Genomic DNA, 14896 nt, shown 5'->3' with positions numbered 1-14896 from the left:
CCCTACCAGGTGCGTGTCGCGCCGGATTCGAGCTTCCCGCCCTTGTGCCGCCAGCGCGGTTCCTTGTCGACGGTGCGGCCGGTGATGTGGCGAAGACTGCGGATCACCGACCCGTACAGCCCGGAAGCGGTCGAGGAGATCTTGCCGCCCGGCGGTTCGTCCATGAACGGCATGAACTTGTCCGGGAATCCCGGCATCGTGCAGCCGATGCAGATGCCACCCACATTCGGGCACCCGCCCACGCCGTTGACCCAGCCGCGCTTGGGCACGTTGCACTTGACGACCGGACCCCAACAGCCCAGCTTCACAATGCATTTCGGTGATCCGTATTCTTCGGCGAAATCACCCTGCTCGTAGTAGCCCGCTCGATCGCAACCTTCGTGCACGGTGGCGCCGAACAACCACTTCGGGCGCAGCGCATCGTCGAGCGGGATCATCGGCGCCTGGCCCGTGGCCATATAGAGCAGGTATGTAAGGGTTTCGGACAGATTGTCGGGCTGGATCGGGCAGCCGGGCACGCAGACGATCGGGATGCCCGCTTTGCTCTTCCAATCCCAGCCGAGATAGTCCGGGACACCCATCGCGCCGGTCGGGTTTCCCGCCATCGCGTGGATACCGCCGTATGTCGCGCAAGTGCCTGCGGCGACCACCGCGGTCGCCTTGGGCGCCAGCCGATCGAGCCATTCGCTCGTCGTCATCGGCTGACCGGTCGCAGGATTGTTGCCGAAGCCGCACCAGTAACCCTCTTCGTGCAACTGTTCGTTGGGGATCGACCCCTCGACGACCAGAACGAACGGGTCGAGTTCGCCCCGATCTCCCTTGAAGAACCACTCCAGGAAATCGTCCGCGCCGCCGGTCGGGCCGCATTCGAAATCGATGAGCGGCCAATGCACGGCAATCTTCGGCAATCCCGGGAGTGATCCGAGTGCGATCTCTTCGATGCTCGGCTGGGACGCGGCGGTAAGGGCCACCGAATCGCCGTCACAGCTGAGTCCCGCATTGATCCAGAGGACGTGGATCAAGGTGTCTTCGGCTTTTACTGCTTCCTGAGTTGGCATCGGACTGCCACCTTCCGCAGCGGGGGCACGCGGATTCTTCTCTGGTCAGCTACGCCGACTGGTCCGCGTGTGACTCTGATCACATGAGTCTAGGTCTGAGAGCCGAGGGCTTTCAAGGTATCGGTATGCCGACGGTTAACCGGGCGGTGAGCCAGTCGTACCAGAGAGAAAGTCCATCGCCGGTGGCCGCCGATACCGGAAGGATTTTTACGCCGGGATTCACCGACTGCGCGTACTCCACGCAGCGCGCTGAATCGAAGTCCACATATGGCAGCAGATCGGTTTTGTTGATCAGCACCAGCTCCGCCGCGGCAAACATGTGCGGATATTTCAACGGCTTGTCGGTGCCCTCGGTGACCGAGATGATCACGACCTTGCCCGCCTCGCCGAGATCGAACAATGCCGGACAGACGAGATTGCCCACATTCTCCACGAACAGCAGGCTGCCCGGCGCCGGATCCAGCGCGTCGAGGGCGCGTCGCATCATGTCCGCATCGAGATGGCAGCCGGCGCCGGTATTCACCTGCACGACCTCGCAGCCGGTTGCCTCGATGCGCTGCGCGTCCAGGACGGTCGCCTGATCGCCCTCGATGACGGCCACCGGAACCGAGTCGAGCTCGCGGATCGTCCGCTCGATCAGGGTCGTTTTCCCCGCGCCGGGCGAACTGGTCATATTGAGCGCCAGGATCCCGCGTTCACGCAATCGCGCACGGTTCGCCGCGGCGAGCTCGTCGTTCTTGGCGAGCACCTTCTGTTCGAGGGTCAGCGTGGTCAGAGCGTGTTCGTGGGGGTGTTCGTGTTCATGTCCGGGACCATGCTCATGGTGGCCATGATCGTGCGGGTGATCGTGGTCCTGATGTCCGACGGTGATCACAGCGACCCCGTCGCCCTCGCATCCGCAGGTTGCGCACATCGCTCACTCACCTCCATCGATACGATTCGAAGTTCCCGCCCCGCAGTTATCTCGACATCGGCGCTGCCGCAACGGCACAGCACGATGAGGTCGGGCAGGAGGAATTGCGCCCCGCAGTTCCGGCAACGCGCCGTCCCTTCGACAATGCGCAGGTCCAGCTTTGCTCCCTCGGCGATTGTTCCCTCGGTGGCAAGCTCGAAACAGAACTGCATGGACTCGGGCACCACAGCGCACAGCGCGCCGACCTCGACCGTCACATCGTGCACAAGGCGCCCTTGCGCATGCTCGCAGACGGCGTCGACAAGGTACTGGGTTATAGCCATTTCATGCATCCCGACCTCGCCTTTCGACAAGCCCCGAGGTGAATCCTACGCTGCGGAGTTCTGCGATCGCTCCGGTATTCCGTACGTGGTTTTCCAGGCAAAAAGCGCGGGCGCAATCCGGCCCCCGAATGGGCTGTCAGCGCGAATCAGGCTTTTGCAAGACCACCCGCTCGAGTGCGCGCAGGTCTGCATCCAGTTTGCGGAACAACCAATAAGCGGCGACGAACGCGAGCCCGGAGGCCGCGCACAGCCCGAGGACCGAATCGCGCACGAGCGGAAGCTCCTCGGGTTCGAGGGCGGTGAATCCGGCCAGCACCCCGACCAGCGGCACCGACGCTGTCACCGCAAGATAGGCCGTGAGTCTGCGACGCAGCGCACGCAGATAGGCGGCGTCGTGCGCCGACGTGCGGCCGTGGCGCAGGTAGATGGGATAGACGCAGCGGACGACGTAGAAAGTGGAAAGGAAGAATGTATAGGCAACGGAGATGGTGCCCGCCACCAGAACGGTTGCCGCTGCATGGACTATCAGCCGCGCCGGTAGATCGGTAAACCAGCGAAGCAACATCACCCCCGTCACGGTTGCGCAAACCGCGAACAGCAGGGTGTTCATCGCGCACAGGTCACCCCAAAACAATGTTCGCGACCGCACTCGCGCGAGCACTGCGTCGTCGTAGCGTTTGCCGGCGCGCAGGCCGCGCGGAACCGCGAGTAAATCACGCGACATATAGGCGTAGATGAGGATGGCAGGCGCCGAGGCGCAGAGGATGAAAGCGATGACACCCTTGTTCAGCTGCGAATTGGTGGCATCGGAGAGCTGCTCTCTGATCAGCTCCTGGACGTGCACAGCCATGTAGATCGTTGCCAGGGTGACGCCGACCAGCGAAGACAACCACAGGATGGGGGTGGGCCAGCGCGAAAGCCGGACCCGCCAACTGTTCGGCGGCGGATAGACGAGGTCGCGGGCCAGTTCCTCTAGGCACAAGTCGAGCTGCTGGGCCAATTCCGAACCGCAGGAGTAGCGGTCTTCGCGGTCGGGCGACAGACACTTCAGCAGCACTCGGCGCAACGCCGCGGGGCAATCGGGCGGAAGCTCCGACAGGAACGTCGACTCGACGGGTTTGCGTCGCAGTTCGAGCATGCGGGCCAGCGATGTCTCCGACTCGCCCGCGCAGGTTTCGTCCGCGAATGGTCGATGTCCCGTGAGCAACTCCCACAGCATGACCGCCAGCGCATAGATGTCGCTTCGAGTATCGAGGTCGGCTGCGGTCGCGGGGAGGTCCGGATGGCAGGCTTCGAGCTGTTCGGGCGACATGTACGCCAGTGATCCGCCGAAGTACGCCAGGGGACTTGTCCCTTTCAGGTGTTTGCTCGAGCTGACATTGAAGTCGGCGAGCTTCGGGATTCCCTCGGCGCTCAGCAGTACGTTCGCGGGTTTGATGTCTCGATGCAATACCCCTCGGTCGGACGCGTGCTGCAGTGCGTCCGCGAGTCGGCGGCCCAGCCAGGCGACGGTCTCCGGCCACGTCAGTGCGGCGGTCCGGGTTCGAACCGCTGATTCCGTTGGCCGAACCTCGCCCTTATCGGCAAGTACCTTGTCGATGGCGTCGAGCAGCAGTTGTCCGCTGCGGTATTCCGGAGGCGTCGAGTGCTGTAGGCGCAGCACGTCGAGCAGCGTGCCCCCGGGTAGGTACTGCATGTACAGCAGCTTCAGCTCGCCGTCGGCGATGAGTCGCTGGTCGAAGATGCGCACGATGTACTCGTGGTCCAACTGCGCGAGGGTCTGCGGCTCGTTGCCGTGGTTATGGGAAATCTTGACCGCGACCAGTCGCTGCATTGATTGTTGTCGAGCGAGATACACCTGGGCGAAGGCGCCGGCCCCGATCCTCATCAGGAGATCGAAATCGTCGATATGGTGGCCGACATCGATGGTGTCGAGAACCATTTGGGCACTCGGGCGAGCAATCATTGTGCTGCGGTAGTCGCTCGTGAGCTGCGCGAGATCGGGGCCGGCCGCCGTGGCGGTGGCCTCGGCGAGGGTGGCGGCATCGGCTGCGTGCGAACCGCGGCGCTGGGCGTGGAACTCCTCGTAGACCAGCTCGGCCGGAAGCGGACCATCTTGCAGCTCTACGAATTCCGCACGGTATTCGATCAGTCGTTTGGGAAAGTGATAGCGAAGCCAGCGGTATTCGAGATCGATCTTGATCAGTTCGATCAGTATCGTGCGGCGCTCAGCCGGTTCGCGGGGCAGATACGCCGACAGGTCTGGTGGGGAACCGGACGCCCAAGCCTTGGAAAACCGTGCCACCACAGCGGCAAGCGCTGTGCGGGTTCGCTCAGCTGGATCGACCAGATCGGTCGGCTCGTACATCGGTCGCTCGGAGATCAGCGCCAAGCGCTCAGCCGGCGGCTAAGCGCGATGCGGCCGATGTCGTAGTTGCCCCACATTATTTCCTTTCCGCCAAACCTCCCTGCCCCAAGGGTATCGCCCCGATACCAGCGCATGGTTGGCAAATCCGCCGAACCGAGCATGGTGTGCGCGAGCCATGATGGTGCGATATTGGAGGTGAACCGACACAGTCTCCGCTGAATCTGGAGGGCAGTGCGAATGCCGTCGAAAACTTGGAACATCTCCATCGCCATCGAAGAACTCGACCGCCTGACCAAAGTAAAAGCCCAGCTGATCGGCCGCGGAGACGAGCCATTGACCTCGGCCGGTTCCGCTCACACCAATCCCGCCGACGAGAACGTCCCGGCCATCGGCGATGAACTCGCTTGTGCCCGCGCGCTGCAAGATCTGGCCCACCAACTGCTGCACGCGGCCATAACGGATATCGAAGCCCACACGCACAAACCGGTTCATGGCTTGCAGGCCTGATATCTGACCAGGCGAGAGTTACCTCCCGGTTACTACGGTGGGCATTGTCCTCCGGTGACAATGCCCGCGGCGAATTTCGTTCATGCACGACGGTGTCCTGCGGCAGCGTGATTTCTACCGTTGTCGTCATTCCCTGTACCCCGAATGAGGACACCAATGAATGTTTCGACTCTTCCGGACCGTCGTGCGGCCGCCGCACCCGACGCGGCCGCCGTCGCCGACGAAAGCACCGACCTGAACAACACAGGATTCCTCGACGCTGTGCGGCGTGCCGCCGCTACCCTGCGCGCCGCGGGAGTGTCGAGCGGCGACGTGGTTGCGATCATGCTGCCCAACACTGCCGCCTTTGTCGTATCGCTGTTCGCAACCTGGCGTCTGGGTGCCACGGTCACCCCTATCGACCCGTCGCTGACCGCCGCGGAAGCCGACTGCCAGCTGACCGACACGGGCGCCAAGGTCCTGATCACCGCGCAGTTGCCCACCTCCGACGCTCCGGTGGACACCGTCATCCCCGCCGACGATCTCACCGCCGCGGACCCCGATGTCGCTGATCCCGCACGCCCCCGCACCGACACGCTGGCGCTACTCATCTGTACCAACGGCGCCACAGGCAAACCCAACAGCGTCACGGTCGACCACGCCAACCTCACCGCCATGTGCGCGATGGTGATCGAGGCATTCGAACTCGACGGGGCAGACCACAGCCTGCTGAATCTGCCGCTGTGCCACGTCAACAGCATCGTGGTCGGCACGTTGTCGCCGCTACTCGCCGGGGGCCGCGCCACGGTGGCCTTCAGCCCGAAGACGTTCTTGGACCGGATCGAGCGCAGCCGTGCCACATACATCTGCGCGGTCCCGACCACGTATGCGCTGCTGTCGGATCTACCGGCCCAGATCCGGCCGAACACCGCATCGGTGCGGTTCGCCATCTGTGGCGCGGCGCCCGCCGACGTCGAACTGCTGACCGCATTCGAACGCAGCTACGGAATACCGATCATCGACGGATACGTCTCCGAAGTGCCCGCGCGAGCACGCTCGTACAGCTCGCCGTCACCCGCGAGGTGGACACCGTCGGAATACGCCGCCCGGGCCAGCTGATTCGGATTGATTTCCACGATCCGCAGTTCGCTGCCGGTGTTGTCCCCGGAGTGCAACCTCGCAATTTTCCGCGCGGTAACCGTCGAGTAACTACGGTTGGGGAGTGACGACTTTTCGTCGCGACGGTGATGTCGATGTGAGCCGCTATATCGCGGAGATCGCCGCCCGCATGAACGAGCGGGTGACGAATATCAGCGCGATCCTCCGTCGCGGTCTCGAGGACGATATCCCCGAACTACGTGGCGACGCCGGCTCCGTCGAACTGCTCGGCGCCAGCGTGGAAGGCAATGTCGACACCGTCCTGCACGCACTGCGGCACGACATTCCGGTCGCTCGGATCAACGCTCCCACGGCGGCCGTCGAGTACGCCAGACGCCTTGCCCAGCATGGAGTTCCGGTCAACGCCCTGGTGCGCGCCTATCAGGTCGGCCACCGGCGGATGACCGAGCTGATCTTCGCCGAATTACGGGCCAGCCATATCCCGCCGGCCGAAGGTGTCGCGGTCGCGGAAGCGATTACCACCACGATGTTCGACTACATCGACTGGATCACCCAGCAGGTCGTCGCGGTGTACGAGGCCGAGCGTGAGCAGTGGCTGGAGAGCCGCAACAGCGCCCGCGCGTTGCGCGTACTTGAGGTGCTGTCCGGGAAGAAGCCGGTCGATATCGATGCCGCCACCGAAGCCATCCGCTACCCGATGCGTTGGCATCACCTAGCGCTGATCCTCTGGTATCCCGACACCGGCGCGAGCAGTGACGAGCTGAACCGGCTGCAACGCTTCGCCCGTGAGCTGGCCGAGGCGGTGGGCACGGACGCCGCGCCGCTGATCGGGGCCGCCGACCGGACGAGCGCATGGGCCTGGCTGCCATATCGGTCCGAGCAGTCCGACGCGGTGGCCGAGGTCCGTGATTTCGCGAGCAAGCGGCCGGACGCACCGCGGCTGGCGATCGGCATCATGGGCCAGGGGGTATCCGGCTTCCGACGATCGCATCGGTATGCGCTGCGCGCACGCTCGGTCGCGCTGATCCGCGGGGACGTAGAACCGAGGATCATCGCGGCGAGCGATCCGGGGCTATCGGCCACGGCATTGCTCGGCGGCAGCATCGCGGAGGTCGGCGAATGGGTGGGCGAGGTGCTCGGCGAATTGGCCGCCGACAACGACAACGATGCCCGGCTGCGCGAGACACTGCGGGTGTTCCTGCGCACCGGTTCCAGCTATAAGGCGGCTGCCGTGGAACTCGATCTACATTTCAACTCGGTGAAATACCGTGTCGGGCGGGCGGTTTCGCGGCGCGGGCGGCCGATCACCGACGACCGGCTGGACGTCGAGCTGGCGTTGCTGATCTGTCACTGGTACGGCGCGGCGGTATTGCGGCCGAATTCTGACTGACCGCGACCGTGCTGGTTCATCGGCCTGGCGGTGTCGAAGACGATTGTCATCTGACGGCAAGACCAGCGGACGTATGATTGCCACCGGCATCGCCTTGGGCCGGTGCCTTCTGCAGTGGGGCGTGCGACGCGCCGCGGGATGTGGATGACGACTCGTCCGCCGGCAATTGCACAGCGGCACGACCAGATAGTGCGCTTCCGGCACCGTCGTTCAGGCGATAGCAGTGTAGATGGCATCAAGGGTTGGCCGATTACCGTTCGAGAATTTGTCGGCGCCGCTGCCTCGGTCCGCTCTGGTGAGGTCCCCGACGCCGCCGCTCTCCAGGGAAAGCGAGGATACCGATGTCTACTCATCAGGCTGTTCACGTGCAATCCGCCGGTGCGGCGTTGAAACTTGTCGATGTCGAAACGCAAGCACCGCCGCGCGACCATGTGCGCCTCGCGGTTTCGGCGTGCGGGATCTGTGGTACCGACCGTGCGTTCGTCAGCGGAGCATTTCCGGACATGTCGTGGCCGCTGACACCGGGGCATGAGATCGCAGGCACGATCGCCGAACTCGGCGCAGGCGTCGACAACTACGTCGTCGGTGACCGCGTCGCCGTCGGCTGGTTCGGTGGGCATTGCAACAAGTGCGTCCCATGCCGCAGCGGCGACTTCATCCACTGCCGGAACATGCAGGTTCCCAGCTGGCAGTACCCGGGCGGATATGCCGAGTCGGTGACCGTACCGGCCAATGCGCTGGCCCGCATCCCTGACGCGCTCTCCCTGGCCGAGGCCGCGCCGATGGGTTGCGCCGGCGTCACCACCTACCACGCGCTTCGTGAAACCCGGGCGGTACCCGGCGACCGCGTCGCCATTTTGGGCGTCGGCGGACTGGGCCACCTCGGCGTGCAATTCGCGCACGCGATGGGCTTCGAAACCATCGCGATCGCTCGCGGCGCGGACAAAGCCGAAGACGCCCGCGCGCTCGGTGCGCAGCACTACATCGACTCGACCGCCGGCGAGGTCAGCCGGGCGTTGCGGGAACTCGGCGGCGTGTCCGTTGTCCTGGGGACCGTGGGCAACGCACAAGCCATGGGCGAAACCGTCGATGGGCTACTACCGCGCGGTGAGCTCATCACCATCGGGGTCTCCGCCGAGCCGCTGCCGATCAGCCCGATGCAGCTGATCACCCGCGGGCTCAGCGTCACCGGCCACGCCTCCGGCACCGCCCGCGATATCGAGGAAACGATGCAATTCGCGGTCCAATCCGGCGTGCGCACACGCATCCAACAGCGGCCGCTGGATCAAGCCGCCGAGGCATACACCGCAATGGAACAGGGGCGGGCCCGGTACCGCATGGTCCTCACGGTCTGACTGATCAGGGCTCGCCGCAATGCTGATAGTCGCAGGTCATCAGGTCTGTTCGAGGCGCCGGCGGGCGATTTGATGTGCACGAATCCGGGCCGGCGCCTTCCCTTACGACGTACCATCGATTAATGTGTCGTTATATAGCGGTACGTTAATTGAGGGGAAGATGGATCATGGAGATCGCGACGAAGTTCTGGACGGTGCGTCGTGTGGTGGTCGCGACGCTTTTCAGCATCGCGCTGGTGCTGGTGACGATCGCCTCGCCGCACCTTTTCGCGGCCTCGGCCGGGCCACGGGATTCGCACAGTCCCGGGGGTGGTCACGGCTACGGAGCGGGAACGCGTCCCAACAGTAATGACCACAGTCAGCGCAATAGTGGCTACGGCTACGGAGTGCGCTCCAATAGCGACGGCCATGATCAGTACCGGGGCCGCACCGAGAACCCCTGCCAATACACCCCGACGGGGACGTGCGGAGCGCGCTGACACTGAGGCCGGGCACCATCCCAATCGGCAGCGCAAGAACCAGCCAGACCGCGAGCGCGAGATGAATCGATGGCCGCCATGCGCTGAAGTCAATTGAAAAGAACGTCCGCGACCGTGCCGGTCGCCGAGAAGACGCCAGGCCAACGCCGACGACCGGACGGGCGACGGCTATCAGGTCGATGGAGCGTCGATCTCATCGGCGAGTGGTTTCAGGGTAACCAGAGGAATTGTTCGGGTTGTCAGTTTCTGATAGTCGGCGTAGCCGGGGTGGGCGGCGATGACGTCGGGCCACAGTTTGTCCCGCTCGGCCGGTGACAGGACGCGAGCGGTCATCGGCCGGTTCGGACCGTGCCCGAGGGAAACCTGGACTGCAGGGTTCGCGCGCAGGTTGTGCAGCCATGCCGGGTCGATGGGATCACCGCCGCGGGAGGCGACGATGACGATCGTGTCGCCGTCGATGATCGGTGCGGTGAGGACGACCGTGTGCGGTCGGCCGGATTTGCGGCCGATGGTGGTCAGCGTGAGCGTCGGCATGCCTTTGAAGGTTGTGCCGAGGACGCCACCGCTGATCTTTATCACCGTGCGGTGGATGGTGTTCAACGTCTTGAGCTGACGGTCGGTCGGCATGGCGGCGCTCCTTCTGCTGGCTGATGCGTGATCTGCTACCCAGCTTCCTGGCGCGACTAGTAGTCGACTTGTAAACCGATGCGGTTGTGCACGGCGGTGATCCACTCTCGGCATCCGCAGCGGCGGGCGATGCGTTGCGCGGCGGCGTAGTGCTCGGCCGCCCGGTCGGGCTTGCCGAGCAGCGCCGCGAGGTCGCCGAGCACGGTGTCGACCGGTCCCACGGCGTGCGCGCCGGTGTCTGCGCCGGCGATCTGGCCGGTGTAGGTGCGCAGTTGCTGGTACACCTGCGCTGCTTCGGCGCGTTGTTCGAGACCTGCGACGGCCATGCCGCGCACGGTGAGGAACAGCGAGCGGAAGAAGTCGGTACGCAGCGGGCGGCGAGCCTGTGTCGCCGCTCGTGCGCCGCGCCGGTCACCGGTCGCCAGCAGCGCCAACGCGAGCGGGTCGGCGACGAGCTCATTGCCCGAACTTCCGAGTTGGGTGAACATTTCGGCGAGCAGCGGTGCGAATTCGCCGACCCGGCCTTGCGTGAGACGGATGGTGAGGAGGGCGATCAGCTGGTTGCCGTCCGAATCGAAAACTTTGTGGCGCACGAACAATTCGTGGGCCTGCTGGTAATGCTCTTGCGCCGCTTCGAGATTCCCCGTCAGGTGGGCGATCATCGCGCGGCCCATGGTGTTCGCGGCTTGGGCCTGACGCCACTGGTAGCCGTCGGCCAGCAGTGTCGCGGCCGCTAGTTCGGTGTTCGCGCGGTCTACGTCGCCACGGGCCGCGGCAACTTGGAATGCGGCGTTGCGGCCGATCAGCGCGAAGGCGGGAAGATCGTGGTCCTCGCCGAGGCGGATCAACTCGGTGGCGAGCCGTTCACGATCGGCGAGCGGAATTGATGTGTCGTACACCGAGGTCCGCGCCTGCAGGGCCAGCCCGAGCAGTCCAGGATCGCTCAGTCCACGTGCCAGCGCTTCGGCTTCCTCGGCCGCCTCGCGTGCTCGTTCGTGCACCTCTCCGCCGATCTCGCGGACCAGTGCGACGAGGAGCCTGCAGCGTGCCTGCGGTGTGAGCCCGGGTGTCCGCAGCGCCTCGTCGATGGAGGCAACCACTCGCTGGTCGACGGACCCGTATGCGCGGTTCAGCCAGGGAGTCGGCGTGTCCCATGCGGTGAGCGCCCCGATGAGTAATTCAGGCGTATCGGCTGCCGACACCGCGCGGTCGCGTGCATCGCGAGCCGGCAGGCCGGCGCCTGCGGCGAGGTGGCTCCTGCTCATACACGAAAGCGCGGCGACCCGCTCGGCCGTCGTGTCCGCGCCGGTGATCCGTTCCAGCGCGTTGACGGCACGACCGTAGCTTTCGGCCGCGACATCGTGGGCGAATCGGCGTTCGGCCTGTTCACCCGCCGCGCGAGCGTAGTCGGCGGCCCGCCTTGCCGTCGTCGCGGTGAGTGCCTCCCCGAAATGGTGGGCGAGCGCCGACAAGTCGTCCGGCCGGGCCCGCTCGATCGACTCGGCGATGCGCAGATGCCAGCGGCGTCGTCGTATGCGGGACAGGTCACCGAGCAAGGTGTCGCGGACGAGCGCGTGCGTGAAGCGCGCGTGGTCGGGACCCGGTTCCTCGAGCAGTCCGGCGAGCACGCCTGCCTCCACGGCATCGAGGACCATATCCTCGTCGATTTCGGCCGCGCCGATCAGCACGTCGATGTCGAATTCGCGCCCGATCACCGCGGCGAGGCGCAGGATCGACACGCTGACCTCGGGTAGCCGTGCGAAGCGCCGGCGCAGCACGTCGCGGACGCCTTCCGGTACCTCCGAAGTCGCCACGAGCGCGCCCTCACTGGCGAGCAGACGAGCACTTTCAGTGAGGTAGAACGGATTTCCGTCGGTGCGTTCGGCCAATGCCTCGATCGTTGCCCGATCGGGATCGTGTCCCGATACCGACCGGATGAGAACCGCAGCATCGTCGAAACCCAAGCCGCGCAGGCGTATCCGCGCTGCGGTCGCGGTGGCGAGCGAGGCGAGCGCGTCTTCCATCGGCATCCCGATCTCGTCGGGGCGGTAGGCGATCACGATCAGGATGGAGGCCGATTTCGCCACGCTGCCGAGCAGGGTTACCGTCTCGGAGTCGCCGCGGTGCAGGTCGTCGAGAAATACCGCGAGCGGTCGCTGCCGTGCCGCCTCGTCCAGGTACGCACCCACGGCGCGATGCAGTAGGAATCGCCCGACCGAGGCATCGACGCCGAACTTGCGGCGCCGGTCGGCGAGCAACGGCTCGAGCGGCTCGGCGTATCGGCCGGGATCGACCGTGCCCGCGAGCTCACGCAGCGCCTCCACCCAGGCCCACGCCGGAGGTGCGCCGTCCTCCTCGGGACAGCGGCCCGTGACCACGCGCCAGCCGCCGGCCGCCAGTTCGGCCCGAAACCGCTGCAGCAAGCGGGATTTGCCGCTGCCTGCTTCCCCGATCACGGCCGCGACACGAGGTGCGCCGCCCGCCCGCGCCGCCCGCCGCAGCTCATCCAGTTCCCTTGTCCGGCCGATGAATTCGGAATGTACCGCCGCGGGCTCGGGTGTCGGGGACGGAAACGAAACCGGTGCGGGTAGGTCGACGGGGATGCGTTGCGCGAGCAAATCGGCCTCGAGTTGGACCAGGGCAGGGCCGGGGTCGATGCCGAGTTGGTCCGCGAGTACGTCGCGGGCGGCACGTAGCGCGGCGAGTGCGTCCGCTTGTCGTCCGGCATGAAACCGCGCCAGCGCCGAAATGCGCCACGCCTCCTCGCGCAGCGGATGCGTACTCGTCAACGCATCCGCTTCCGCGGCAGCGGCGGTCGGGTCACCGAGTTCGACCAGTGTCGCGGCCAGTCGCTCGCGCGCGGCCAAGCGTAGTTCCTCGAGTCGGTGCGCTTCGGGCTGTGCCCACGATTCGTCGTTGAACTCGGCGAATGCCGGGCCGTGCCATCGGCTGAGCGCCTGTTCGAGGCTTTGTCGTCGTTCGGCGGGATCCGTTGGCGCGCAGCGTAGTTCGGCCTCGAACTGCCAGGCGTCCACCGCCTCGGGGTCGAGCCGCAACGCGTATCCTGGCGCCTGGCTCACCAGCACGGTGGCCGGCGAGCGGGGCAGCCGATCCGGCTCGAGGAGCTTGCGCAGGTGCGAAATGTAGGCCTGCAACGCGCCGAGTGCGCGCGGTGGCGGCTCACCGCGCCAGAGATCGTCGATCAGCCGGTCGATCGGTACGACCGCGCCGCGGGCCACGACCAGAAGGGCGAGCACACCGCGCTGGCGTGGGCCGCCGAGATCGACGCTGCCGCGCTCCGTCTGCGCGGCCAGTGAGCCGAGCACCTGAATCCGCACCATGACCGGCCAAGTCTATTGCAAGTGCGCTACAAGCGGATCGACACACAGTGAGAACCATGAACACCGCGACCCAGACCACCGAACGCCCCGATACGGCTGACATGGTGCTTGTCCACAACGCCTTCCGCCGCCATTTCGACGCGCTGCCCGGCCTCGTCGGCGACGTCGCCGACGGCGATACCGCCCGCGCGGGCCGCATCGTCGAGTTCCTCACCGAACTCGATACCGGCCTGCATCACCATCACACCGCCGAGGACGAGCTGATGTGGCCACTGCTGCTCGGGCGGGCGAAGGCCGATGGCGCACTGATTCTGCGCATGGAGGAACAGCATGAGCGGATCGCCGAACTGATCGCCCGCGCGAACCGGCAGGCCGAGGAATTCGCCGCCTCGGCGCATCCTGAGGCGCGCGGGCATCTCGTGGCCACGCTGTCCTCGCTCGCCGCTGCTCTCGACGAGCACATGGCCGAGGAGGAGGCACACATCCTGCCGCTCGTCGGACGCGTCATGACCGCCCGCGAATGGGCTGCGCTCGGCGAACGAGGACGCGCCGCCGTGCCCAAGGACCGGCAGTTGGTCTTCCTCGGCTTCATCCTGCAAGGGGTACCGCATGCCGAACGCCGAAAGTTCCTCGCCGACATGCCGTTCGCGGCCAGACTCGCCTGGCGCCTGCTCGGCAGTCGCGCCTTCGCCAAGGAGTACCGCTCGATCTATGGGACAGATCCCGAATAAACGCCTTGCGACACAACGGATTTGCACTCGACCACAGCACCGATATCACACTGCCTCGAACAGATCCGGCAGTCGGTGTATCGGCGTCAGGGGTCGGCCTGGGGCGAAAGCTGGGTCGTTCGGGCTGCGACGCAAGATCATCGCCGTTCCCGCTGGGTTCGCCGTCGACGCCAGCTGCTATCCGTGCGACCACGGGTTCCGGTGTCCGGACGGGATCATGCTGTCGAACATCGCGCGTGCGTCCGCGGGCAGCCGCAGCAACTCGATGTACGAGCCGAGTGGGCCTCCGTCGAGATAGACGAATTCCATGCCGAGCTCGGTAACGGTGCAATGCTGGGCGATCTCGGTGCCGCACGCCCGCGCCGCTGCCAGTGCGGCATCGAAATCATCTGGTACCCAGGCGATATGGTGCAATCCGGGGCCGGACCGCGCGAGCGTTTCGGTATACAGATTCGTGCCCGAGACCGGCGCGATCAATTCCAGTTGCTGTCCGCCGGCATAGCCGAGCGAGGTGTCGATCGTGTAGTCGGCGGGCGCACCGCGATAACTGCACGACTCCGGGCCGAAATGCATGCGGGGCATACGGACCCACCTGTCGACGCCATAGCTGTCGGTGAATTCCCGTTCGGCCGAGTCGAGGTCGTGGACAACCCACGCCACCTGGAAAATCGGGCCGGAAGCGATACTCATGTCGATACTCCTCACG

13 protein-coding genes are annotated in these 14896 nt (G+C 65.5%); 6 read left to right on the top strand and 7 right to left on the bottom strand.

The features are described from left to right. Nucleotides 1–2 precede the first annotated feature (2 nt). The 4 genes from ACQPYR_RS36480 to ACQPYR_RS36465 all read right to left on the bottom strand — a co-directional run bounded on the left by ACQPYR_RS36480 (nt 3) and on the right by ACQPYR_RS36465 (nt 4662). On the bottom strand, nt 3–1058 hold the full coding sequence (locus ACQPYR_RS36480) for a hydrogenase expression protein HypE (RefSeq protein WP_387291939.1): 1056 nt from the start codon (nt 1056–1058) through the stop codon (nt 3–5). Between the two features lie 112 nt (nt 1059–1170). Further along, nucleotides 1171–1971, bottom strand: coding sequence for a hydrogenase nickel incorporation protein HypB (gene hypB, locus ACQPYR_RS36475; protein WP_433623703.1), 801 nt, complete (start codon nt 1969–1971; stop codon nt 1171–1173). After that, nucleotides 1929–2303 carry a hydrogenase maturation nickel metallochaperone HypA gene (locus ACQPYR_RS36470; RefSeq protein ID WP_433623701.1) on the bottom strand — a complete coding sequence of 125 codons (375 nt, stop codon included), beginning with the start codon at nt 2301–2303 and terminating at the stop codon, nt 1929–1931. Before ACQPYR_RS36470 ends, hypB begins: the two co-directional genes overlap by 43 nt. A 127-nt stretch (nt 2304–2430) precedes the next feature. Beyond that, nucleotides 2431–4662, bottom strand: a complete 2232-nt coding sequence (locus tag ACQPYR_RS36465; protein WP_433623699.1) for a serine/threonine-protein kinase — start codon at nt 4660–4662, stop codon at nt 2431–2433. A gap of 237 nt (nt 4663–4899) precedes the next feature. On the opposite strand from ACQPYR_RS36465, the gene ACQPYR_RS36460 reads away from it, so the two are divergent. From ACQPYR_RS36460 to ACQPYR_RS36440, 5 genes are all read left to right on the top strand, one after another. Beyond that, nucleotides 4900–5169: a DUF1876 domain-containing protein gene (locus ACQPYR_RS36460; RefSeq protein WP_433635338.1), complete on the top strand. Its 270-nt coding sequence runs from the start codon at nt 4900–4902 to the stop codon at nt 5167–5169. A gap of 156 nt (nt 5170–5325) precedes the next feature. Beyond that, complete coding sequence (locus tag ACQPYR_RS36455) at nt 5326–6267, top strand: class I adenylate-forming enzyme family protein (protein WP_433623697.1); 942 nt, start codon at nt 5326–5328, stop codon at nt 6265–6267. 169 nt (nt 6268–6436) lie between these two features. After that, nucleotides 6437–7657, top strand: coding sequence for a PucR family transcriptional regulator (locus ACQPYR_RS36450; protein ID WP_433635337.1), 1221 nt, complete (start codon nt 6437–6439; stop codon nt 7655–7657). A gap of 341 nt (nt 7658–7998) precedes the next feature. Further along, the gene (locus ACQPYR_RS36445; RefSeq protein ID WP_433623695.1) at nt 7999–9012 is read left to right on the top strand and encodes an alcohol dehydrogenase catalytic domain-containing protein; all 1014 of its coding nucleotides are present in this window, start codon (nt 7999–8001) and stop codon (nt 9010–9012) included. 167 nt (nt 9013–9179) lie between these two features. Continuing rightward, nucleotides 9180–9491, top strand: a complete 312-nt coding sequence (locus ACQPYR_RS36440; protein ID WP_433623693.1) for a hypothetical protein — start codon at nt 9180–9182, stop codon at nt 9489–9491. A 171-nt stretch (nt 9492–9662) separates the two neighbouring features. Here ACQPYR_RS36440 and ACQPYR_RS36435 read toward each other — a convergent pair whose 3' ends face one another. Both ACQPYR_RS36435 and ACQPYR_RS36430 read right to left on the bottom strand, forming a co-directional pair. Then, on the bottom strand, nt 9663–10118 hold the full coding sequence (locus ACQPYR_RS36435; RefSeq protein ID WP_433623691.1) for a nitroreductase/quinone reductase family protein: 456 nt from the start codon (nt 10116–10118) through the stop codon (nt 9663–9665). A 56-nt stretch (nt 10119–10174) separates the two neighbouring features. Further along, nucleotides 10175–13459 (bottom strand): BTAD domain-containing putative transcriptional regulator, encoded by a 3285-nt coding sequence (locus tag ACQPYR_RS36430; RefSeq protein ID WP_433623689.1) that lies wholly within the window; start codon nt 13457–13459, stop codon nt 10175–10177. 56 nt (nt 13460–13515) lie between these two features. Between ACQPYR_RS36430 and ACQPYR_RS36425 the strand changes: the two genes are divergently transcribed. Continuing rightward, nucleotides 13516–14190, top strand: coding sequence for a hemerythrin domain-containing protein (locus ACQPYR_RS36425; RefSeq protein ID WP_433623687.1), 675 nt, complete (start codon nt 13516–13518; stop codon nt 14188–14190). A 177-nt stretch (nt 14191–14367) separates the two neighbouring features. Here ACQPYR_RS36425 and ACQPYR_RS36420 read toward each other — a convergent pair whose 3' ends face one another. Next, on the bottom strand, nt 14368–14880 hold the full coding sequence (locus ACQPYR_RS36420; RefSeq protein WP_433623685.1) for a VOC family protein: 513 nt from the start codon (nt 14878–14880) through the stop codon (nt 14368–14370). Nucleotides 14881–14896 lie beyond the last annotated feature (16 nt).

Origin of the sequence: Nocardia sp. CA-120079 (assembly GCF_050955745.1) — a bacterium.
Lineage (GTDB): Bacteria > Actinomycetota > Actinomycetes > Mycobacteriales > Mycobacteriaceae > Nocardia.
The sequence above is the reverse complement of the archived record's forward strand: the minus strand, read 5'-3'. Positions and strand labels throughout refer to the sequence as shown.

Excerpts from the sequence above, each read along its gene's own strand:
- ACQPYR_RS36425 (WP_433623687.1), top strand. The coding sequence starts at position 13,516 with ATGAACACCGCGACCCAGACCACCGAACGCCCCGATACGGCTGACATG.
- ACQPYR_RS36430 (WP_433623689.1), bottom strand. The coding sequence starts at position 13,459 with ATGGTGCGGATTCAGGTGCTCGGCTCACTGGCCGCGCAGACGGAGCGC.
- ACQPYR_RS36455 (WP_433623697.1), top strand. The coding sequence starts at position 5,326 with ATGAATGTTTCGACTCTTCCGGACCGTCGTGCGGCCGCCGCACCCGAC.
- ACQPYR_RS36440 (WP_433623693.1), top strand. The coding sequence starts at position 9,180 with ATGGAGATCGCGACGAAGTTCTGGACGGTGCGTCGTGTGGTGGTCGCG.
- ACQPYR_RS36480 (WP_387291939.1), bottom strand. The coding sequence starts at position 1,058 with ATGCCAACTCAGGAAGCAGTAAAAGCCGAAGACACCTTGATCCACGTC.
- ACQPYR_RS36435 (WP_433623691.1), bottom strand. The coding sequence starts at position 10,118 with ATGCCGACCGACCGTCAGCTCAAGACGTTGAACACCATCCACCGCACG.
- hypB (WP_433623703.1), bottom strand. The coding sequence starts at position 1,971 with ATGTGCGCAACCTGCGGATGCGAGGGCGACGGGGTCGCTGTGATCACC.
- ACQPYR_RS36445 (WP_433623695.1), top strand. The coding sequence starts at position 7,999 with ATGTCTACTCATCAGGCTGTTCACGTGCAATCCGCCGGTGCGGCGTTG.
- ACQPYR_RS36420 (WP_433623685.1), bottom strand. The coding sequence starts at position 14,880 with ATGAGTATCGCTTCCGGCCCGATTTTCCAGGTGGCGTGGGTTGTCCAC.
- ACQPYR_RS36470 (WP_433623701.1), bottom strand. The coding sequence starts at position 2,303 with ATGCATGAAATGGCTATAACCCAGTACCTTGTCGACGCCGTCTGCGAG.
- ACQPYR_RS36465 (WP_433623699.1), bottom strand. The coding sequence starts at position 4,662 with ATGTACGAGCCGACCGATCTGGTCGATCCAGCTGAGCGAACCCGCACA.
- ACQPYR_RS36460 (WP_433635338.1), top strand. The coding sequence starts at position 4,900 with ATGCCGTCGAAAACTTGGAACATCTCCATCGCCATCGAAGAACTCGAC.
- ACQPYR_RS36450 (WP_433635337.1), top strand. The coding sequence starts at position 6,437 with ATGAACGAGCGGGTGACGAATATCAGCGCGATCCTCCGTCGCGGTCTC.